This is a genomic window from Kitasatospora sp. NBC_01250 (genome assembly GCF_036226465.1).
Taxonomy (GTDB): Bacteria; Actinomycetota; Actinomycetes; order Streptomycetales; family Streptomycetaceae; genus Kitasatospora.
Genome location: NZ_CP108476.1, coordinates 5,703,097 through 5,723,736, shown reverse-complemented (window position 1 = coordinate 5,723,736; position 20,640 = coordinate 5,703,097). Strand labels below are relative to the sequence as shown.

Genomic DNA, 20,640 nt, shown 5'->3' with positions numbered 1-20,640 from the left:
AACTTGAGTCGACATGACTAAGGCTTCGGGAGAGCTGGATGTTCCCGGGACTTTGTTCGCTCTGAGCGATGAAGGAAGATCGGGGGAAGAAGACCGGGAAGGTGCGGCGCCGACCGGTCGGTCAGGCCGACTGGTCGGGCAGCGCGAGCCGGCGCGGCGCCCAGCGCGACAGCCAGCGCGCCATCCCGCCGCGCCCGCCGCCGGAACGCGGCGGCGGTGTGCGGCGCAGCACGCCCCCGAGCGCCATCCCGACCAGCAGCGCGGTCGGATGCCCGATCCCGGTGACCAGGTCGGGGCTGGAGAGGACCTGGTGGCCGACCAGCAGCAGCGCCCCGGCCACCGCCAGGTAGCGCCCGCGCGGCGGCAGCAACCCGGCCATCGCGCCCAGGCTGGCCAGCACGCCGTAGCTGACGCCGATGTCCAGCTCGTCCAGCATGCTCGGCCCGACCTTGCCGGTGGCCACCGCGATCGCCACCACCAGCTGGGAGAGCAGGGTGCCGACCACGTGCCCGGCGGCGAAGACCCCGGCCGCGCGCAGCGAGCCGACCCGCCGCTCCAGCGGGGCGACGGTGAAGGCGAAGGCCCACAGATAGGGCATCCAGGCCGGCCCGGCCACCCAGAGGCCGCTCATCAGCAGCGAGCGCAGGGGGGTGTGCAGCAGGTGGTGGCCGTCGGTGCTGGACATGGTCTGCAACTGGTGCACCAGGTCCGGGCTGGCCGCCTGGGCGAAGACGGTGGTGCCGGCCAGCACCACCAGGTAGCCGACGGCGAAGGGGTTGCGCCGCGGGGTGGGCAGCCGTTCCAGCACCCACTGCAGCGGAACCTCGCGCAGCCCGAACCGCAGGCAGGCCAGCGGCGCGACGGGCAGCCGGCGGCCGCCCGGGCGGCCCGCCGCCCATGCCCGCGCCGGTGCCGCGGGGGCCGGCGATGCCGCCGGGACCGGGCCCGTCGGCGCACCCGCCGACGCACCGAACGACGCGTCCGCCATGGCGCCTCCGTCCCTCACTGCCGATGTACCCGGCGGACCGTGCCACGGCCGCACCCGGTGCGCCCGAACGCTCGCTGCGCGTGCACACCGTGCCATCGTTGGCTGAATTCGTCCACGGTACGACGTACGTCTGAGAGTCCGCTGAGGATCTGCCTGCCGTCCCCGTTACGGCAGTTCAGGAGTTGGTACGGACCAAAGCCGACCGCCCCCCGCGCCGGGACCACCTGCAGGGTTCCCGCATACACACCGTTACGGTGAGGCGACATGGACGGGTAAGGTAGCGGCCCGTACCGGGTCCCCGGGGCGCGTGTGACGGCCCGCGGACCGGAAATCCGCGGACCACCTGCCGGTGCTCGCCGGGTGTCCGTACGCTGCGAGGTGTGCGCGCCCGGACCGGCGGTCAGGCCGCGGTCCACCCGTGCTTGGCGGAGCCGGGGTGCCAGAACCGGTACCGGAAAAATCGACGGAACAAGACTACGAGCGGTGCCCGCCATTCCCACAGGTGGCGGCCCGCAGGCCCTGGGGGCGGTGGCGTGACCGTGACAGAGATTCAACAGGACACCAGCACGAGCGGTGTGATTGCCCAGCGACGCGTCTTGGTGGTGGAGGACGAACCCACCATCGCCGAGTCCATCGCTGCCCGGCTGGGCGCGGAGGGCTTCAAGGTCGCCGTGGCCCACGACGGCCCGGGCGCGGTGGACGGCTTCCACACCTGGCAGCCGGACCTCGTGGTGCTCGACATCATGCTGCCCGGCTTCGACGGGCTCGAGGTCTGCCGCCGGATCCAGGCCCAGCGGCCGGTGCCGGTGCTGATGCTGACCGCCCGCGACGACGAGACCGACCTGCTGGTGGGCCTCGGTGTGGGCGCCGACGACTACATGACCAAGCCGTTCTCGATGCGCGAACTCGCCGCCCGGGTCAACGTGCTGCTGCGCCGTGTCGAGCGCGCGCAGCAGGCGGCCAGAACTCCGGCGCTCGGCAGCCTGCGGTTCGGCGAGCTGGAGATCGACCACGTGCAGCGCCGGGTCCGGCTCGCCTCCGGCGACGTGCACCTGACGCCGACCGAGTTCGACCTGCTGGCCTGCCTGGCCGCCCAGCCGCGCGCGGTGCTGACCCGCGAGCAGCTGCTGGCCGAGGTCTGGGACTGGACCGACGCCTCCGGCACCCGGACCGTGGACAGCCACGTCAAGGCGCTGCGCCGGAAGATCGGCGCCACCTGGATCCGCACCGTGCACGGCGTGGGCTACGCCCTCGAGGCACCGGTCGGCTGAGCCGGGCGCGGTACCAGCTGCGGGGGCCACGGGGGCGCACGGGAGTACGGGGACCAAGCACCGATGAACACCTCACCACGGGCTCACGACGAGCCCGACCGGACGCCACCCTCGGCGCGGCTGCCGGGACGCGTGGCCGCGCGGATCTGGCGGGAGATCCGGCCGTTCGACCCGCTGCGCTCGATCAAGGGCAAACTCGCCCTGCTGGTCATCGTGTCGGTGATGGTCGCCACCGGCCTGGTGGTGATCGCGATCCGCTCGGAGACCCAGATCCGGGTGATCATGGCCTTCTCCATGATCGCCTCGCTGCTCTTCATGCAGCTGCTGGCGCACACCCTGACCGCCCCGCTGCGCGAGATGACCGCGGCGGCGCGCGCGATGGCCGGCGGCGACTACAGCCGCCGGGTGACGACCGGCTCCCGCGACGAGATCGGCGAACTGGCGGTGACCTTCAACAAGATGGCCGCCGACCTGGAGGCCTCCGACCGCCACCGGCGCGAGCTGGTGGCCAACGTCTCGCACGAGCTGCGCACGCCGATCGCGGCGCTGCGCGCGGTGCTGGAGAACATGGTGGACGGCGTGGTGCCGCCCGAACCGGGCACCCTGGGCGCCGCGCTGGAACAGACCGAGCGACTCGGCCGCCTGGTCTCCCACCTGTTGGACCTGTCCAAGCTGGACGACGGCGTGGTGCCGTTGGACGCCCGCGAGTTCGAGGTCGCGCCGTTCCTGGCCGGCGTCCTGCGCGGGCTCACGGTGGACGGTGCGACGGCGGGCGGCGCATGGAGCCGGCGCGACGACGTGCAGTTGCGCCTGGACGTCCAGCCGCAGGGCCTGACCGGACTGGCCGACCCGGAGCGGCTGCACCAGGTGGTGGCGAACCTGGTGGACAACGCCTGCAAGCACTCCCCCGCCGGCGGCACCGTGACGGTGCGGGCCCGGGCGGGCGAGGCACCGCTGGCCCTGCTCCTCGAGGTGGAGGACCAGGGCCCCGGCATACCCGCCGCGGACCGCACCCGGGTCTTCGACCGGTTCAGCCGCGCCGGCACCGCGACCGCGCAGGGCCCCGGCAGCGACGGCGGCACCGGCCTGGGCCTGGCCATCGCCCGCTGGGCGGTGGACCTGCACGGCGGACGGATCGAGGTGGCGGACGGCTCGCGCGGCTGCCTGATCCAGGTCGCCCTGCCCGGCGGCTGAGCCCGCTCCGCCCGGCCGTCCGCCCGGTTGAACGTCCGGTTGAACGACGGGTGAACCGGCACACCGGACCACCACGTCCTGTCCACGTCGGCCAGCTTTGTCACAAAATTGGGACAATCTGGTAGTCGACAGCCTCAGATCGGCCATATCTGGTCGGCCAGGGGCAACTTTGTCCGGTTTGATACCGTTTAATCCGGTGATCAAGAGCGCCCGTTTCCCCGCTCGACCACGTGGCTAACGTCTTTTTCCAGCCAATGTGGCCGACGGCACTGTGATCTGGACGACGCCGACCCCCCGGGGACTGCGCGAGGACTGGTCAGGGGCGTAGCCTTAATCCCCGCTGTCCAAACATCCCAAAAGGAAGCGGAAGAGGGCGGTTGCCGCCGTGTCGCCACAGTCCCCTGAAACCCCCAACAGCTCGGCAAGCTCCACAGGCTTCGGCCCCAATGAGTGGCTCGTCGACGAGATCTACCAGCAGTACCTCCAGGATCCCAACTCGGTCGACCGAGCCTGGTGGGACTTTTTCGCCGACTACAAGCCCGGTACCGAGGTGACCCCAGTGACCCAGGCCGCGACCCAGGCCGGCCCCACGCCGACCGCCGTTGCCGCCCCTGCCCCTGCTGCGACCGCTGCAGCGGGAGCTCCTGCCCCCGCCGCCGCCCCGGTGGCCGCCGCGGCTGCGGCGCCCGCCGCAGCCGCGCCGCTGGCAGCCGCTCCCGCAGCGCCGCCGGCTCCGAAGGCAGCCGCCGCGCCCGCCGCCCCCGTGGCGGCCGAGAGCGCCGGCCCCGAGCTGGTCCCGCTGCGCGGTCCGGCCAAGGCCGTGGCCACCAACATGGACGCCTCGCTCGAGGTGCCGACGGCCACCAGCGTGCGCGCCGTGCCGGCCAAGCTGTTGATCGACAACCGCATCGTGATCAACAACCACCTGCAGCGCGCCCGCGGCGGCAAGGTCTCCTTCACCCACCTGATCGGCTACGCGCTGGTGCAGGCCCTGAAGGCGACCCCGGGCATGAACCACAGCTACGCGGTCAAGGACGGCAAGTCCTACCTGGTCAAGCCGGAGCACGTGAACCTGGGCCTGGCCATCGACCTGGTCAAGCCCAACGGTGACCGCCAGCTGGTCGTCGCGGCCATCAAGAAGGCCGAGACGCTGGACTTCTTCGGCTTCTGGCAGGCCTACGAGGACATCGTCCGCCGGGCCCGCGCCAACAAGCTGACGATGGACGACTTCACTGGCGTCACCGTCTCGCTGACCAACCCCGGCGGCATCGGCACCGTGCACTCGGTCCCGCGCCTGATGCAGGGGCAGGGCACCATCCTCGGTGTCGGCGCCATGGAGTACCCGGCCGAGTTCCAGGGCTCCAACCCGGACACGCTGGCCCGCCTGGGCGTCTCCAAGATCATGACGCTCACCTCGACCTACGACCACCGGGTCATCCAGGGTGCGGCGTCCGGCGAGTTCCTGCGCTCGATCCACCAGCTGCTGCTGGGCGAGCACGGGTTCTACGACGAGGTCTTCGAGTCGCTGCGGATCCCGTACGAGCCGGTCCGCTGGGCCACCGACGTCGCCACCACGCACGAGGACGACGTCAACAAGACCGCCCGCGTGATGGAGCTCATCCACTCCTACCGGGTCCGCGGCCACCTGATGGCCGACACCGACCCGCTGGAGTACAAGCAGCGCAAGCACCCCGACCTGGACGTCGTGGAGCACGGGCTGACCCTGTGGGACCTGGAGCGCGAGTTCGCGGTCGGCGGCTTCGGCGGCCAGAAGATCATGAAGCTGCGCGACATCCTCGGGCTGCTGCGCAACTCGTACTGCCGCACCGTCGGCATCGAGTACATGCACATCCAGGACCCCAAGCAGCGCAAGTGGATCCAGGAGCGGGTCGAGAAGCCGTACACCAAGCCGGAGCGCGAGGAGCAGCTGCGCATCCTGCGCCGGCTGAACTCGGCGGAGGCCTTCGAGACCTTCCTGCAGACCAAGTACGTCGGCCAGAAGCGCTTCTCGCTGGAGGGCGGCGAGTCGCTGATCCCGCTGCTCGACGCGACCATCGACGCCGCCGCCGAGCACCGCCTGGACGAGGCCGTCATCGGCATGGCCCACCGCGGCCGCCTGAACGTGCTGGCCAACATCGTCGGCAAGCCGTACGGCAAGATCTTCGGCGAGTTCGAGGGCAACCTGGACCCGAAGTCGATGCACGGCTCCGGCGACGTGAAGTACCACCTGGGCTCCGAGGGCACCTTCACCGGCCTGGACGGCGAGACCATCAAGGTCTCGCTGGCCGCCAACCCCTCGCACCTGGAGACGGTCGACCCGATCGTCGAGGGCATCGTCCGCGCCAAGCAGGACGTCCTGGACCAGGGCGGCACCACCTACCCGGTGCTGCCGATCCAGATCCACGGCGACGCGGCCTTCGCGGGCCAGGGCGTGGTCGCGGAGACCCTGAACATGTCGCAGCTGCGCGGCTACCGCACCGGCGGCACGATCCACCTGGTGGTCAACAACCAGGTCGGCTTCACCGCCGCCCCGGCCTCCAGCCGCTCCTCGATGTACTGCACCGACGTGGCCCGGATGATCGAGGCCCCGATCTTCCACGTCAACGGCGACGACCCGGAGGCCGTGGTCCGCGTGGCGCGGCTCGCCTTCGAGTTCCGCCAGGCGTTCCACAAGGACGTCGTGATCGACCTCATCTGCTACCGCCGCCGCGGTCACAACGAGGCCGACAACCCGTCGTTCACCCAGCCGCTGATGTACGACCTGATCGACAAGAAGCGCTCGGTGCGCAAGCTCTACACCGAGGGCCTGATCGGTCGCGGCGACATCACCATGGAAGAGGCGGAGCAGGCGCTCCAGGACTTCCAGGGCCAGCTGGAGAAGGTCTTCGCCGAGGTCCGCGACGCGGCCGGGGCGCAGCCCGAGGCGGCCGGCGCCCGTCCGGTGGCCGACTTCCCGGTCAGCATCCAGACCGGCATCTCCCAGGAGATGGTCAAGCGGATCGCCGCCTCGCAGGTCAACCTGCCCGAGTGGCTGACCGTGCACCCGCGCCTGCTGCCGCAGCTGCAGCGCCGGGCCGCCTCGATCGAGGACGGCACGATCGACTGGGCCACCGGTGAGTGCCTGGCCATCGGCTCGCTGCTGATGGAGGGCCACCCGGTCCGCCTGGCCGGCCAGGACAGCCGCCGCGGCACCTTCGGCCAGCGCCACGCGGTGCTGATCGACCGGGTCACCGGCGAGGACTACACCCCGCTGCTGTACCTGACCGAGGACCAGGCCCGCTTCACCGTCTACGACAGCCTGCTGTCGGAGTACGCGGCGATGGGCTTCGAGTACGGCTACTCGCTGACCCGGCCCAACTCGCTGGTGATGTGGGAGGCGCAGTTCGGCGACTTCGTCAACGGCGCGCAGACCGTGGTCGACGAGTACATCGCCTCGGCCGAGCAGAAGTGGGGCCAGCACTCCGGCGTCACCCTGCTGCTGCCGCACGGCTACGAGGGCCAGGGGCCGGACCACTCGTCCGCGCGTCCCGAGCGCTTCCTGCAGCTGTGCGCGCAGAACAACATGACGGTCGCGATGCCCACCTCGCCGTCGAACTACTTCCACCTGCTGCGCTGGCAGGTGCACAACCCGCACCACAAGCCGCTGGTCGTCTTCACCCCGAAGTCGATGCTGCGTCTGAAGGCCGCGGCCTCCTCGGCGGAGGAGTTCACCTCCGGCTCGTTCCGCCCGGTGATCGGCGACTCCACGGTCGACCCGAAGAACGTGCGCAAGGTGGTCATCACCGCGGGCAAGTTCTACTACGACCTGGAGGCGGCCCGCACCGAGCGCGGCGTCACCGACACCGCGATCGTCCGGGTCGAGCGCCTCTACCCGCTGCCGATCGCCGAGCTCCAGGAGGAGCTGGCCCGGTACGGCGAGGACGTCCAGTTCATCTGGGCCCAGGAGGAGCCGGCCAACCAGGGTGCCTGGCCGTTCATCGCGATGAACCTGGTCGACCACCTGGACGTCGTGGTCGGCCGCAAGGCCGGCGCCGCCCGCCTGCGCCGGGTGGCCCGCAGCGCCTCCTCGGCTCCGGCCGTGGGCTCGGCCAAGCGGCACGCCGCCGAGCAGCAGGCGCTGATCGAAGAGGTCTTCAGCCTCTGACGCCTGCTCCATCGAGCTGATGAGCAGTGGGTCGGGCCCGGTCTCCACGGAGACCGGGCCCGACCGTTTGGAACCCGTCGACCGTTTGAACCCGTTCTACGCTGAATCCGGAGAGCACACCGTGTACTTCACCGACCGCGGCATCGAGGAGCTGGAGAGCCGGCGCGGCGAGGAGGAGGTCAGCTTCGAGTGGCTGGCCGAGCGCCTGCGCGAGTTCGTGGACCTCAACCCCGACTTCGAGGTCCCCGTCGAGCGGCTGGCCACCTGGCTGGCCCGGCTGGACGACGACGAGGACGAGGACTGACGGCCACCGCGACAGCGGCGGGGAGCAGTGCAGCAGGGCCCGGCAAGCAACCGCTTGCCGGGCCCTGCTGCGTTCTCGGCACGAGGAAGTGCTTGACTTCCCCGCCACGCGATATATCGTGTTACTTGGAAGACGCGATACATCGCGACTCGCCGGATCGTCGCCCCTCCAGGGTACGACGGCGGCCGCCGGACGGGAGGACGAAGAGATGAGCCAGTGGACAGTCAGCGGGCCTGACCGGATCACCATCGACGAGACGGTCAGCGCACTGCACGTGCGGATCATCGGCGGAGCGGTCAACGTGGTCGCGGCCGAGGGCCCGGCCCGACTGGAGGTCACCGAGCTGGAGGGCGAGCCGCTCGAGGTCACCCTGGTGGACGGCGTGCTGACGGTGACCTACCCCAACCTCAACTGGGCCGACTTCAGCGACAAGCTCAAGTCCGTCGAGGCGGTCAAGGGCCTGCTCGGTTCGCTGCGCCGCAAGCGCCGCGCCGTGGTCTCGCTGACCGTCCCGGCCGAGGCCGCGGTCAAGGTCGGCACGGTCACCGCCGAGGCCACCGTCTCCGGAGTCCGGAGCGGCACCAGCGTCTACGGGGTGGCCGGCGGCATCACGCTGGTCGGCCTGGACGGCCAGGTCAGCGCCAAGAGCGTCTCCGGCGACGTGGACGCCCAGTCGGTCACCGGCGAGTTGACGGTCAACACCGTCTCCGGCGAACTGACCGTCATCGCCAGCACGCCCGACACGCTGCACGCCAACACGGTCGGCGGCGCGGTGACGCTGGACCTGGCGGGCACCGGGCCGGCCACCGTGAAGATCAACACCGTCAGCGGGGACGTCGCGGTCCGGCTGCCGCAGCCGGCCGACACCACGGTCGAGGCGGGCAGCACCAACGGCCAGTTCTCCAGCGCCTTCGACGAGCTGACGGTGGGTGGCAGCTGGGGGGCCAAGAGGCTCAGCGGCAAGCTCGGCGCCGGCACCGGCAAGCTGCAGGTCTCGACCGTCTCGGGGGCGATCTCGGTGCTGCGTCGCACGGAGACCGAGGACGAGGCGCCCAGCCTGGTCAAGGAACTGACCACCGCTGAGAGCGCCGACAAGGCCCCCGAGGACGGTGACCAGGGATGAGCAGCGTCTTCGGACACGGCCGGCTCCGGCTCTACCTGCTGAAGCTGCTGGAGGAGTCGCCCCGGCACGGCTACGAGGTGATCCGCCTGTTGGAGGAGCGCTTCCACGGCCTCTACGCGCCCTCGGCCGGCACCGTCTACCCGCGGCTGGCCAAGCTGGAGCAGGAGGGGCTGGTGGAGCACAGCACCGAGGGCGGCCGCAAGGTCTACCGGATCACCGACGTCGGCCGGGCCGAGCTGACCGAGCGCCAGGAGGACCTCGCGGAGCTGGAGGTGGAGATCAGCGACTCGGTCTCCCAGCTGGCCGGGGCGATCCGCGAGGACGTCCGGGACTCCGCGAAGGACCTGCGCGAGGAGCTGCGCAACGCCGCCCGCTCGGCCCGGCAGGCCGGCGCCGCCCCGGCGGCCGGCGCCGAGGCCGGTGAGGGTGCCTCGGGCGCCTGGTCCGAGCGGCTGCTGGGCGACCCGGCCGGCTGGCAGCGCACCAAGGAGGAGTTCGCCGAGTTCAAGGCCCAGGCCAAGAAGGCCAAGGAGCAGGAGCGGGCCGCCAAGGAGCAGGCCAAGAAGGCCAAGGAGGAGGCCCGCAAGGCCCGCGAGCAGTCGCAGGCGGTGCGGCAGGCGGCCCAGCAGGAGGCGCTGCGGATCAAGCGCCGGGTGGAGCAGCAGGTCCGCGAGCACGTCAGCAAGGGCGACTGGCCCACCGGTCTGGCCGAGGGGCTCTCCGAGCTGACCCGGGGCCTGACCGGGCTGGCGGACTCCAGCCGCTGGGACACCTCCGGGGCCGGCGCCGGCGCGGCCGGCAAGGTCGACCTGGACAAGGACGCCCCGGCGGACCTGCCCGGCTGGGCCCGCACCGAGCCGGGGGCCGACCCCGCACGCGAGTTGGAGCGCCTGCTCGACCGGTTCCGTGACCAGGTCCGCGACGCCTCCCGGGACGGCGGCCCGGTGACCGCCGCCCAGCTGGGCGAGGCCCAGACGGTGCTGGCCTCGGCGGGCGAGCGACTGCGGCGCCTGCTCGGCTGACGGCCGGGCGTCACCAGCCGGACGGCCTGTCCGTGCGCCCCGGGCGCACGGACAGGCCGTCGGCGTCCTGGCGGGTGCCCGTCACGGCTCCAGCACGATCTTGCCGAACACGTCGCCCTTCGCGAGCCGTCCGAACGCCTCGCGCGCCTCGGTCAGCGGCACGACGGAGTCCACCAGCGGACGCACTCCCGCGTGGCCGCACAGGGCCAGCAGTGCGGCCAGCTCCTCCTTGGTCCCCATGGTCGAGCCGACCACCTTCAGCTCGTGGTAGAAGATCCGGGTCAGCTCGGCGTCGGCCGGCCTCGAACCGCTGGTCGCGCCGGAGATCACGATGGTCCCGCCGGGGCGCAGCGACCGCACCGAGTGGGACCAGGTGGCCGCCCCCACCGTCTCCATCACCGCGTCGACCCGCTCCGGGAGCCGGGCCCCGCTCTCGAACGCGGCGGCGGCGCCGAGCCCGATCGCCCTGGCCCGCTTCTCCTCGTCCCGTCCGGTGACCCAGATCCGCAGACCGGCCGCCTTGCCCAGCACGATCAGCGCGGTGGCCACGCCGCCGCCGGCGCCCTGGACCAGCACGGTGTCCCCCGGCCGGACCCCGGCGTTGGTGAAGAGCATCCGGTAGGCCGTCAGCCAGGCCGTGGGCAGGCAGGCCGCCTCGGCGAAGGAGAGCTCGGCCGGCTTGGGCAGCAGGTTCCCGGTCGGCACCGCGAGCCGCTGGGCGAAGGTGCCGTGGTAGCGCTCGGTCAGGATCGAGCGCTGCTCCCCCGCCGGCACCCCCAGGCCGTGCCAGCCGACCACCGGGAAGACCACCACCTCGTTGCCGTGCTCGTCGATCCCGGCCGCGTCGCAGCCCAGGATCATCGGCAGCCGCTCGGCGGGCAGGCCCACGCCGCGCAGCGACCACAGGTCGTGGTGGTTGAGGGTGGCCGCCTTGACGGTCACCACGCTCCAGCCCGGCCGCGGTTCGGGCTCGGGCAGCTCCCCGAGCTCCAGGGCGCTGAGCGGATCGTCGGGATCGATGCGTGCGGCATAGGCGGCGAACATGGCACCGGACACTAGCCGCAGACCACCAGGGCCCGGAACCAGCGGCGGGTGTGACCTGCGCCGCGTGCCCGGGCCCTGACTACTCGTCAGTAGATCAGCGTCGTGCGACGCCCTCGCGGCGGGCCGCCTCGGCGACCGCCTTGCCGACCGCGGCGGCCACCCGCGGGTCGAACGGGGAGGGGATCACCTGCTGCGGAGTCAGCTCGTCGGCCACCACCGCGGCCAGCGCCTGCGCGGCGGCCAGCTTCATGCCCTCGGTGATCTGCCGGGCCCGCACCTGGAGCGCGCCGGCGAAGATGCCGGGGAAGGCCAGCACGTTGTTGATCTGGTTGGGGAAGTCGGAGCGCCCGGTGGCCACCACGGCCGCGTACTTGGCGGCGACCTCGGGGTGGATCTCCGGGTTCGGGTTGGCCATCGCGAAGATGAGGCAGTCCTTGGCCATGGTGGCCACCGCCTCCTCGGGCACCGTGCCGCCGGAGACGCCGATGAAGACGTCCGCCCCCTGAAGCGCCTCGACCAGCGAGCCCTTGAGGCCGGCCTTGTTGGTCAGCTCGGCGATCTCGGCCTTGACGTCGGTCAGGTCCTCGCGGCCCTGGTGCACCACGCCGCGCCGGTCGCAGAGCGACACGTCGCCGATGCCCGCGGCCACCAGCATCTTGGCGATCGCGATGCCGGCCGCGCCGGCGCCCGAGATGACCGCGCGCAGCGCGCCGATCTCCCGCCCGGTCACCTTGGCGGCGTTCCACAGCGCGGCGGTGGTGACGATCGCGGTGCCGTGCTGGTCGTCGTGGAAGACCGGGATGTCCAGCGCCGCCTGGAGCCGGCGCTCGATCTCGAAGCAGCGGGGCGCCGAGATGTCCTCCAGGTTGACGCCGCCGAAGGACGGGGCGAGCCGGACCACGGTCTCCACGATCGCGTCCACGTCGGTGCAGTCCAGCGCGATCGGGACCGCGTCCACCCCGCCGAACTGCTTGAACAGGATCGCCTTGCCCTCCATCACCGGCAGCGAGGCCTGCGGGCCGATGTCGCCCAGGCCCAGCACGGCGGTGCCGTCGGTGACCACCGCGACCGTGTTGGCCTTCCAGGTGTAGTCGTCGACCAGCTCGGGCTGCTCGGCGATGGCGGTGCAGACGCGTGCAACACCGGGGGTGTAGGCGAGGGACAGATCGTCCGCGTCCCGCACCGGAACCGTGGCGCGCACCTCCATCTTGCCGCCGCGGTGAAGCGCGAAGACGGCGTCGACGGGGGCGTCGGTGTCCGGGGTACGAGGGTGAATGAGCTCCGCTGCCACGATGACCTCTTCGTCATGTTCGGTTCGGTGAGGGCACCGGCCCGAGCGCGGTCGGCCTGTTCCGGGAAAACTCAAGCCCCCGGATCCGCTGTCACGGACCCGGGACCCGGGAGGCCGGGGGCGCGTCGAACTGCGCCCTCGGATGAGGGTTTTGTCTACCGCCTGCGTTGCACGTCAGCGCTGAGCCTAGGCCCGGGAATCGGCACCGCACCTGTGCCTTGGATTCCTCGTCACGCACTGTTCACCCCGTGAGCCTCCATGGCGGCGCTCGGGTTTCGGAAGAACCCGAGTACCGGTGGCATCGACGGCGATTCGGTACGCGCACCCGCAGGAGTGAACAGAGGCCTGGAGGGGAACCGGCGCTTCGGATACGGAGTCGGCGTCGTCGACTTCCGGTCCTCGGCACCCCGGCTCTGTGGCGAACCGGTGGTCTCTGTTCGGTGTCGGGGGTCACCCGATACCAGATTCTGACACACCCGCCACCCGGCGCGGCAGATGGGCGCCGGTGGCCGTGGCGGACCTCACTCCGCCGTCACCTGGGACGTCGCACACCCAGACCCCACCACCGGGCGGAAGCTGACCTCCGGTGAGAACCTGACTGCACATGCCGCGGAGCTATCGCTTTATCCACTTTTTGCTGTGCCGAGTGCTCCGCTCGAGCAGGAGGCTCCCATGCGAATCCGCACCCGCCGCTCCGGTCCCGCCGGATTCGGTGCCCTGCTCGCCGCAGGCACCCTGGTCGTCACCGGTTGCAGCAGCAGTAGCAGCAGCACGAGCAGCTCCGCCGGTTCGTCGGCGATCCCCACCCCCAGCGCCGTGGCCTCGCTGGCCTCGCTGCTGCCGGCCGACGTCAAGGCGAGCGGCAAGCTCGTGGTGGCCACCGACGCCTCGTACGCGCCCAACGAGTTCAAGGACGCCAACGGGAACATCGTCGGGATGGACGTCGACATGGCCAAGGCCGTCGCGCAGACCCTGGGTCTGACCGCCGAGGTGCAGAACGCCGACTTCACCTCGATCATCCCCGGCATCACGGCGAACAAGTACCAGCTCGGCATGAGCTCCTTCACCGACACCAAGGACCGCGAGGCCACCGTCGACATGGTGACCTACTTCTCCGCCGGCACCAGCACCGCGGTCAAGGCGGGCAACCCCGCGAACGTCGACCCGAACGACCTGTGCGGCAAGAAGGTCGCGGTGCAGACCGGCACCACCCAGGCCGACGAGATCACGAACGTGATCAACCCCGCCTGCCAGAAGGCCGGCAAGCCGACCGTCCCGAACGGCGGCGACAAGTTCGACCTGCAGACCGACGTCACGCAGGCGCTGGTGGCCGGCCGCGACGACGTCATGCTCGCCGACTCCCCGGTGGTCGACTACGCGGTCCAGCAGACCGGCGGCCAGCTGGAGAAGATCGGCAGCACCACGGACACCGCGCCCTACGGCATCGTGGTCGCCAAGAACTCGCCGCTGACCAAAGCCGTGCAGGGCGCGGTGACCTCGCTGATGGCCGACGGTGTCTACAAGTCGATCCTGACCAAGTGGGGCGTCCAGGCCGGCTCCGTCAACCAGTCCGTGATCAACGGCGCCAGCAGCTGACCGACGCCCGACCTACTCCCCTGGGGCCACCGTGAACCAGTCCGATCAGGGGTCGGCGACCAGGAAGCGGCCTGAGGACATCAAGGCCGTACCGGTCCGCCACCCCGGCCGCTGGGCCGGAGCCGTCGTCGTCGCGGTGCTCGCGGCGATGCTGATCCACGCCCTGCTCTTCAACAAAGCCTTCCAATGGCACGTCGTCGGCACGTACCTGTTCCATCCCACCATCATGAACGGCCTGGTCACCACGCTGGAGCTGACCGCGCTCGCGATGCTGATGGGTGTGGTGGGCGGGGTCGTCCTGGCGATCATGCGCCTGTCGCCCAATCCGCTGCTGTCGGGGACCGCCTGGTTCTACATCTGGGTGTTCCGCGGCACCCCGGTCCTGGTCCAGCTGCTGTTCTGGGAGTTCATGGGCTCGCTGTGGCCCCGGCTGTCGATCGGCATCCCGTTCGGCAGCAGCTTCTGGTCCGAGTCCACCAACCAGCTGATCCCGGTCTTCACCGCCGCGCTGCTCGGGCTCGGCCTGAACGAGGCCGCCTACATGGCGGAGATCGTCCGCGGCGGCATCCAGTCCGTCCCGCTGGGCCAGACCGAGGCCGCGCACGCGCTCGGCATGAGCCAGGCCAGGACGATGCGGCGGATCGTCCTGCCGCAGGCGATGCGGGTGATCATCCCGCCGACCGGCAACGAGACCATCTCGATGCTGAAGACCACCTCGCTTGCGTACTCGATCTCCCTGGTCGAGCTGCTCGGCGCGGCCCACGACATCTACTCGCGCACCTTCCAGACCATCCCGCTGCTGATCGTGGCGAGCCTCTGGTACCTGCTGCTGACCTCGATCCTCACGGTCTTCCAGTACTACATCGAACGCCACTACGCCCGGGGCGCCAACCGGGTGCTGCCCCCGACGCCGCTGCAGCGGCTGCGCGGCCTGTTCCACGGCCGCCCGGTGCGGCCCAGCACGCCGGATGTGGTCCCCGGTCTCGAAGGAGGCGGTCACCTGTGAGCGACCCGCTGAAGTCCGCCGGCCCGCCGACCGCGCCGATGGTCAAGGCCGAACAGGTGCACAAGTCGTACGGCCTGGTGGAGGTGCTCAAGGGCATCGAGCTCCAGGTGCGCCAGGGCGAGGTGTTCGTCCTGGTCGGCCCGTCCGGCTCCGGCAAGTCCACCTTCCTGCGCTGCATCAACCACCTGGAGAAGATCAACGCCGGGCGGCTCTACGTGAACGGCAACCTGGTCGGCTACCGGCAGAAGGGCGACCGGCTCTACGAGCTGCGGGACAGCGAGGTCGCGCTGCAGCGCCGGGAGATCGGCATGGTCTTCCAGCACTTCAACCTCTTCCCGCACATGACCGCGCTGGAGAACATCGTCGAGGCGCCGGTGCAGGTCAAGGGCGAGCCGAGGGCGGGCGCGCGGGACCGGGCCCGGGCCCTGCTGGAACGGGTGGGCCTGTCCGACAAGGCGGACAGCTACCCCTCCCAGCTCTCCGGCGGCCAGCAGCAGCGGGTGGCGATCGCCCGGGCGCTGGCCATGGAGCCCCAGCTGATGCTCTTCGACGAGCCCACCTCGGCACTCGACCCCGAGCTGGTCGGCGAGGTGCTGGACGTCATGCGCGGCCTGGCCCAGGAGGGCATGACGATGATCGTGGTCACCCACGAGATGGGCTTCGCCCGCGAGGTGGGCGACGCGCTGGTCTTCATGGACGGCGGCACGGTGGTGGAGTCCGGGACCCCGCGCGAGGTGCTCGGCAATCCGCAGCACGAGCGCACCAAGGCCTTCCTGTCCAAGGTGCTCTGAGGGTGCGCTGAAGGCGCCCTGGAGGTGCCCTGGGCGGGACGGCGCCGGCCCGGTGGTCGGCGCCTTCGTCATTTCCCGGCCGAGGTAATAGGCTTAAAGCTGGTTACCCGTTACGTATTCGCGGAGGATTTCCGGTGGAGCTCGCCCTGTACGCCGACTTCGCCGTTCGGTTGGTGAACAGCGAGGAGCCGGAGCGCGGCACCGACACGCTGGTCAGCGTGGACGCGGTCCGCGCGCTGTTCAGCAGCCCGGCCTCGCGCGGCGCCCAGTTGGCCGAACCCGCCGACGTGCCCCGGCTGCGGTCGGTGCGGGCCCGGCTGCGCGCGGTCTTCGAGGCCGCGGCGGGCGGCGACGAGGTGGCCGGCGTCAACCTGCTGAACGCCCTGATGGTCGAGTACCCGGTCAGCCCGCTGGTCTCGGGCCACGACCACCTGGACGAGAGCGGCCGGCCGCGCTGGCACCTGCACCTGGCGGACAACGCGCCGAGCGCCACCGCGACCTTCACCGCGGTGGCCTGCATGGGTCTGGCGATCCACCTGACCGAGCTGGGCGCCGACCGGCTGGGCATCTGCCAGGCCGCGCCGTGCCGCAACGCCTACCTGGACACCTCGACCAACCGCTCGCGGCGCTACTGCTCGGACCGCTGCGCGACCCGGGCCAACGTGGCCGCCTACCGGGCCCGCAAGCGCCAGGAGGCCGCGGCCGCCCTGGCCGGCACCGATCCGGGTACCGCCGCGGCCGGTCCGGCCACCACCGCGACCGGGCCGGCTACAGCTCCGGACGCAGGCGCCTGAAGACACCGAACCGGGCGGCCAGACCCGGCCAGCGGCCCAGCGGCCTGGTACAGAGCAGCCGTTCCAGCCAGCCCGCCGGGGCCAGCCAGACCGGGTTCGGCGCGATCCGCAGCAGCACCCGGCCGAGCACCAGATCGTCAGGTACCGCGCCGTACTCCCGGCTGTCGCTCTCGACGAACTGATTGTCCGACAGCAGCCACCAGCCCTTGGCCCGCAACTCGGTGGCCCGCTTGACCACCAGCAGGTCCTGCCGCAGCGGGTGCCGCACCAGCACCACCGCGCCGGGCCGCACCCGGGCTCCGTACCTGACCACCACCCGGTCGCCGTGGTACAGGGTCGGGACCATCGACGGCCCGGCCACGTCCATCAGGCCGAACGGCAGCAGCCCACCTCCCGCGCTCTCCACCGGCTCTGGGTCTGCGTCAGTGTCACGTCGCCGCATCGCCGCCATCGTGCCCGCCTCCTCGTCGCACCGGCTGCGCCCGCCGCTCGTCGGCCGGGCAGAGACCAGCATCCCGCATGGACAACGCGTGCCCGATATCGACCGGTTCCGACTCCGCCTTTTGCCCTAGGCCCCTGTCCCGGCCGCGAGATTCGAGGCGCCGCGGGGTAATCTCAGCCCCGGGAAGACGATCTAAGGAAGGACTTTCCATGCTCTCTCGTCTGTTCGCCCCGCGGGTCACGGCTCACGCCCACTGCGACCTTCCGTGCGGCGTCTACGACCCCGCGCAGGCCCGTATCGAGGCCGAGTCGGTGAAGGCCACTCAGGAGAAGTACCAGGCCAACGAGGACGCGCACTTCCGCGCTCGCGCCATCATCATCAAGGAGCAGCGCGCCGAGGCCGTCAAGCACCACCTCTCGGTGCTGTGGAGCGACTACTTCAAGGCCCCGCACTTCGAGAAGTACCCGCAGCTGCACCAGCTCTTCAACGACGCCCTGAAGGCCGCCTCGGCCACCAAGGCCTCGACCGACCCGGCCACCGGCCAGGCGCTGCTCGACCTGATCGCCCAGATCGACAAGATCTTCTGGGAGACCAAGCAGGCCTGATCGCCGCCCGCGTCATCGGTGCCCCTCACTCCGTGGAGTGAGGGGCATCGCGCGTTCGGGGGAGCCAAGTACGCTCGGCAGCATGATCAGAACCGCTGTCGTCGAGGACGTTCCCACCATCATCGAGCTGATCCGCGAACTGGCGGAGTACGAGAAGGCCCTGGACCAGGCCAAGGCCACCGAGGAGCAACTGCGCGAGGCGCTGTTCGGCGAGCAGCCGGCGGTCTTCGCACTGATCGCCGAGGACGGGACGGGCACGACCGTCGGCTTCGCGCTCTGGTTCCGCAACTTCTCCACCTGGACCGGGACGCACGGGATCTACCTGGAGGACCTCTACGTGCGCCCGAGCGCACGCGGGGGCGGGCACGGCAAGGCCCTGCTCACCGAGCTCGCCCGGATCGCCGTGGAGCGCGGCTGCAGCCGCCTGGAGTGGTCGGTGCTGGACTGGAACGAGCCCTCGATCGGGTTCTACAAGGCACTCGGCGCCCAGCCGATGGACGAGTGGACGGTTTTCCGGCTGACCGGCCCGGCGCTGCGTGAGCTGGGCACCGCAGAACCCGTCAGTGCAGATGAAAACCCGCAGCCCGCGGGGTGAATCCGGTCCAGGGTCGCGACATCCGTCGGCCGATCGCGGTAACGTCTCGGCGGACGGCCCGCGTCCGGCGCCGACCTGTTGGGTAGGACTGGGACGTACCGCACCACCCCTCAAGACAGTTGGGGCGAAGCAGTTGAGCCAAGCAACAGAACGTGCCGCGGCCCTTGGGTCACCAGCACAGCGCGTCACCCAGGAGGTGAGGGTGTCCCAGACCGACGGCGATCCCGGGAGCCTGGACGACCGGGCGGACCAGCCCGCCGAAGCGGCCGAGGCCGCCGAGACGGCTGAGACTGCCGAGACGGCAAAGGACTTCGTGGAGGTGCGGCTGCCCGCCCAGGGCGCCTACCTCTCGGTCCTGCGCACGGCCACGGCCGGTCTCGCAGCCCGCCTGGACTTCACCCTCGACGAGATCGAGGACCTACGGATCGCGGTGGACGAGGCCTGCGCCATCCTGCTCCAGCAGGCGGTGCCGGGTTCGGTGCTCACCTGCGAGTTCCGGCTGGTCGGCGATGCGCTGAGAGTCACCGTCTCGGCCCCGACCACCGACGGCCGGGCGCCCGAGCGGGACACCTTCGCCTGGACGGTGCTCTCCGCACTGGCCGGCGAGGTGGAGTCCTCGGTGGCCGAGGACCGCACGGTCAGCATCAGCCTGCACAAGAAGCGCGGCGGGTCGATCCTCCAGCCGTGAGCCGGCCTCCCGGCCGCGCCACGGCCGCTTCCGGAGCGGAGTCGTTCCCGCTCCGGAGCCCGGTCGCGGTACAACCAATGTGATGGCCCGGCCGCGCCGGCGGCCCGGGCGCTCCCGGAACGGAACGGGGGATCGCCGTGAGTGATCTGGATCGCAACTCTGCCGCCGGAGCGCGGCCCGTGGACGGCCTGCCCACGGAAGCGGTGCCGGGCCACGGGCCCGCCGACGGCGCCGCCGTGCCCGGGAGCGGCCACGCCGGCCCACGCCGCCGTACCGTGCCCGCACCCGCCGCCGCCACCCACGACGCGTACTCGAAGGACTCCCAGCGGATGAGCCAACCGACCGACCCGATGCCGGAGCCGACGGCGCCCAGCCGCCCGACGGCGGACGCGGACGACCTCAGCGGGGAGGCCGCGGGCGGGGCCGAGCAGGAGCTGACCGAGGTGGTCCAGGCCTCGCTGCCCGCCCAGGTGGTCGGGCACCGCACGGCCGCCCCGGACCGGGAGGCCGCCCGGGCGCTGTTCGTGCGGCTGGCCGCGCTGCCCGAGGGCTCGGCCGAGCGGGTCGAGCTGCGCAACCAGCTGGTCCGGATGCACATCCCGCTGGTCGAACACCTGGCCCGGCGGTTCCGCAACCGCGGCGAGCCGCTGGACGACCTCACCCAGGTCGCCACCATCGGGCTGATCAAGTCGGTGGACCGGTTCGACCACGAGCGCGGGGTGGAGTTCTCCACCTACGCCACCCCGACCATCGTGGGCGAGATCAAGCGGCACTTCCGGGACAAGGGCTGGGCGGTGCGGGTGCCGCGCCGGCTCCAGGAGCTGCGGCTGTCGCTGACCACCGCGACCAGCGAGCTCTCCCAGCGGCACGGCCGCTCCCCCACGGTGCACGAGCTGGCCGAACACCTCGGCATCTCCGAGGAGGACGTGCTGGAGGGCCTGGAGTCGGCCAACGCCTACTCCACGCTCTCGCTCGACGTGCCGGACAGCGACGACGAGTCGCCGGCCGTGGCGGACACCCTGGGCGCCACCGACGAGGCGCTGGAGGGGGTGGAGTACCGCGAGTCGCTCAAGCCGCTGCTGGCCCAACTGCCGCAGCGCGAGCAGAAGATCCTGGTGCTCCGGTTCTTCCGGAACATGACCCAGTCGCAGATCGCCGCCGAGGTGGGGATCTCGCAGATGCACGTGTCGCGGCTGCTCGCCCGCACCCTGGCCCAGCTGCGGGACAAGCTGCTGGTCGAGGAGTGACGAGCGGCAGCACGCGCTGAGAAGGGACGAGCCGGGCCCAGGGGGCCCGGCTCGTCCCTTCTCGGCGTGCGGGCCCGGTCAGTCCTCGGTGCGGTAGAGCACGGCGGTGACGGTCGGGTTGAGCAGCATGACCAGGCCGGCCACGCCCGCCAGGCCCACCAGCGCGCCGAGGGCCGCCATCGAGCCACCGCTCTGGCACATGTAGTAGGCCACCGGCAGGCAGGTGGTGTGGGTCAGCACCGCCGGGCTGCGGCCCCAGCGCTGCAGCCGCAGCAGCGCCCCGGCGGCCACCAGCGGCAGCAGTCCGAGCAGCAGGATCACCACGCCGCCGTACTCGACGAGGCCCTGGTTCCTGGTGCTCTCGACCAGTCCGGCCACGATCATGTAGCCGCCCCAGACGGTCAGCGCGGCGCCCTCGACGGCGGTCAGCGCCACGGCGGCGATCAGCTTGGCGGGACGGGCGGCGGTGGAGGTCTCTGCGGTCACTCCAGCAGG

General features: G+C 71.3%; 19 protein-coding genes. 14 read left to right on the top strand and 5 right to left on the bottom strand.

Annotation, left to right across the window (positions count from 1 at the left end):
- Positions 1–121 precede the first annotated feature (121 nt).
- Positions 122–988 carry a rhomboid-like protein gene (locus OG500_RS24185; RefSeq protein WP_327068915.1) on the bottom strand — a complete coding sequence of 289 codons (867 nt, stop codon included), beginning with the start codon at positions 986–988 and terminating at the stop codon, positions 122–124.
- A 539-nt stretch (positions 989–1,527) separates the two neighbouring features.
- Here OG500_RS24185 and OG500_RS24180 point away from each other — a divergent pair.
- The 6 genes from OG500_RS24180 to OG500_RS24155 all read left to right on the top strand — a co-directional run bounded on the left by OG500_RS24180 (position 1,528) and on the right by OG500_RS24155 (position 10,046).
- A complete protein-coding gene (locus OG500_RS24180) occupies positions 1,528–2,259 on the top strand; it encodes a response regulator transcription factor (RefSeq protein ID WP_327068914.1) in 732 nt (243 codons plus the stop codon).
- 63 nt (positions 2,260–2,322) lie between these two features.
- Entirely contained in the window at positions 2,323–3,453 is a 1,131-nt protein-coding gene (locus OG500_RS24175; protein WP_327068913.1) for a sensor histidine kinase, read from the top strand.
- Between the two features lie 385 nt (positions 3,454–3,838).
- Positions 3,839–7,597 (top strand): multifunctional oxoglutarate decarboxylase/oxoglutarate dehydrogenase thiamine pyrophosphate-binding subunit/dihydrolipoyllysine-residue succinyltransferase subunit, encoded by a 3,759-nt coding sequence (locus tag OG500_RS24170; protein WP_329583349.1) that lies wholly within the window; start codon positions 3,839–3,841, stop codon positions 7,595–7,597.
- A gap of 121 nt (positions 7,598–7,718) precedes the next feature.
- Complete coding sequence (locus tag OG500_RS24165; protein WP_184935680.1) at positions 7,719–7,901, top strand: DUF6104 family protein; 183 nt, start codon at positions 7,719–7,721, stop codon at positions 7,899–7,901.
- A 208-nt stretch (positions 7,902–8,109) separates the two neighbouring features.
- A complete protein-coding gene (locus tag OG500_RS24160; protein WP_327068911.1) occupies positions 8,110–9,024 on the top strand; it encodes a DUF4097 family beta strand repeat-containing protein in 915 nt (304 codons plus the stop codon).
- Entirely contained in the window at positions 9,021–10,046 is a 1,026-nt protein-coding gene (locus OG500_RS24155; protein WP_327068910.1) for a PadR family transcriptional regulator, read from the top strand. Before OG500_RS24160 ends, OG500_RS24155 begins: the two co-directional genes overlap by 4 nt.
- An 81-nt stretch (positions 10,047–10,127) precedes the next feature.
- Here OG500_RS24155 and OG500_RS24150 read toward each other — a convergent pair whose 3' ends face one another.
- Positions 10,128–11,090 carry a zinc-binding dehydrogenase gene (locus OG500_RS24150; RefSeq protein WP_327068909.1) on the bottom strand — a complete coding sequence of 321 codons (963 nt, stop codon included), beginning with the start codon at positions 11,088–11,090 and terminating at the stop codon, positions 10,128–10,130.
- A 94-nt stretch (positions 11,091–11,184) separates the two neighbouring features.
- Entirely contained in the window at positions 11,185–12,381 is a 1,197-nt protein-coding gene (locus OG500_RS24145; RefSeq protein WP_327068908.1) for an NAD(P)-dependent malic enzyme, read from the bottom strand.
- A gap of 672 nt (positions 12,382–13,053) precedes the next feature.
- Between OG500_RS24145 and OG500_RS24140 the strand changes: the two genes are divergently transcribed.
- From OG500_RS24140 to OG500_RS24125, 4 genes are all read left to right on the top strand, one after another.
- Positions 13,054–13,977 (top strand): ABC transporter substrate-binding protein, encoded by a 924-nt coding sequence (locus OG500_RS24140; RefSeq protein WP_329583342.1) that lies wholly within the window; start codon positions 13,054–13,056, stop codon positions 13,975–13,977.
- A gap of 31 nt (positions 13,978–14,008) precedes the next feature.
- On the top strand, positions 14,009–14,983 hold the full coding sequence (locus OG500_RS24135; RefSeq protein WP_327068906.1) for an amino acid ABC transporter permease: 975 nt from the start codon (positions 14,009–14,011) through the stop codon (positions 14,981–14,983).
- Positions 14,984–15,021: 38 nt separating this feature from the next.
- Entirely contained in the window at positions 15,022–15,774 is a 753-nt protein-coding gene (locus tag OG500_RS24130) for an amino acid ABC transporter ATP-binding protein (protein ID WP_327071670.1), read from the top strand.
- 134 nt (positions 15,775–15,908) lie between these two features.
- The gene (locus OG500_RS24125) at positions 15,909–16,568 is read left to right on the top strand and encodes a CGNR zinc finger domain-containing protein (RefSeq protein WP_327068905.1); all 660 of its coding nucleotides are present in this window, start codon (positions 15,909–15,911) and stop codon (positions 16,566–16,568) included.
- On the opposite strand, the gene sodX is transcribed toward OG500_RS24125, so the two are convergent.
- Positions 16,543–16,935 carry a nickel-type superoxide dismutase maturation protease gene (gene sodX / locus OG500_RS24120; protein ID WP_327071669.1) on the bottom strand — a complete coding sequence of 131 codons (393 nt, stop codon included), beginning with the start codon at positions 16,933–16,935 and terminating at the stop codon, positions 16,543–16,545. The genes OG500_RS24125 and sodX overlap by 26 nt on opposite strands.
- 284 nt (positions 16,936–17,219) lie before the next feature.
- Here sodX and sodN point away from each other — a divergent pair, with 284 nt between their 5' ends.
- From sodN to OG500_RS24100, 4 genes are all read left to right on the top strand, one after another.
- On the top strand, positions 17,220–17,615 hold the full coding sequence (gene sodN, locus OG500_RS24115; protein ID WP_327068904.1) for a superoxide dismutase, Ni: 396 nt from the start codon (positions 17,220–17,222) through the stop codon (positions 17,613–17,615).
- 82 nt (positions 17,616–17,697) lie between these two features.
- Complete coding sequence (locus OG500_RS24110; protein WP_327068903.1) at positions 17,698–18,210, top strand: GNAT family N-acetyltransferase; 513 nt, start codon at positions 17,698–17,700, stop codon at positions 18,208–18,210.
- A 313-nt stretch (positions 18,211–18,523) separates the two neighbouring features.
- Entirely contained in the window at positions 18,524–18,898 is a 375-nt protein-coding gene (locus OG500_RS24105; protein ID WP_327071668.1) for an anti-sigma regulatory factor, read from the top strand.
- Between the two features lie 137 nt (positions 18,899–19,035).
- A complete protein-coding gene (locus OG500_RS24100; protein ID WP_442789217.1) occupies positions 19,036–20,145 on the top strand; it encodes a SigB/SigF/SigG family RNA polymerase sigma factor in 1,110 nt (369 codons plus the stop codon).
- A gap of 78 nt (positions 20,146–20,223) precedes the next feature.
- On the opposite strand, the gene OG500_RS24095 is transcribed toward OG500_RS24100, so the two are convergent.
- Entirely contained in the window at positions 20,224–20,631 is a 408-nt protein-coding gene (locus tag OG500_RS24095; protein ID WP_327068902.1) for a hypothetical protein, read from the bottom strand.
- Between the last annotated feature and the right edge of the window lie 9 nt (positions 20,632–20,640).

Bases quoted from the DNA above. Each gene is read 5' to 3' on its own strand.
- OG500_RS24185 (WP_327068915.1), bottom strand. From the start codon at position 988: ATGGCGGACGCGTCGTTCGGTGCGTCGGCGGGTGCGCCGACGGGCCCG.
- OG500_RS24175 (WP_327068913.1), top strand. From the start codon at position 2,323: ATGAACACCTCACCACGGGCTCACGACGAGCCCGACCGGACGCCACCC.
- OG500_RS24160 (WP_327068911.1), top strand. From the start codon at position 8,110: ATGAGCCAGTGGACAGTCAGCGGGCCTGACCGGATCACCATCGACGAG.
- OG500_RS24155 (WP_327068910.1), top strand. From the start codon at position 9,021: ATGAGCAGCGTCTTCGGACACGGCCGGCTCCGGCTCTACCTGCTGAAG.
- OG500_RS24150 (WP_327068909.1), bottom strand. From the start codon at position 11,090: ATGTTCGCCGCCTATGCCGCACGCATCGATCCCGACGATCCGCTCAGC.
- OG500_RS24140 (WP_329583342.1), top strand. From the start codon at position 13,054: ATGCGAATCCGCACCCGCCGCTCCGGTCCCGCCGGATTCGGTGCCCTG.
- OG500_RS24130 (WP_327071670.1), top strand. From the start codon at position 15,022: ATGGTCAAGGCCGAACAGGTGCACAAGTCGTACGGCCTGGTGGAGGTG.
- sodX (WP_327071669.1), bottom strand. From the start codon at position 16,935: ATGGACGTGGCCGGGCCGTCGATGGTCCCGACCCTGTACCACGGCGAC.
- sodN (WP_327068904.1), top strand. From the start codon at position 17,220: ATGCTCTCTCGTCTGTTCGCCCCGCGGGTCACGGCTCACGCCCACTGC.
- OG500_RS24110 (WP_327068903.1), top strand. From the start codon at position 17,698: ATGATCAGAACCGCTGTCGTCGAGGACGTTCCCACCATCATCGAGCTG.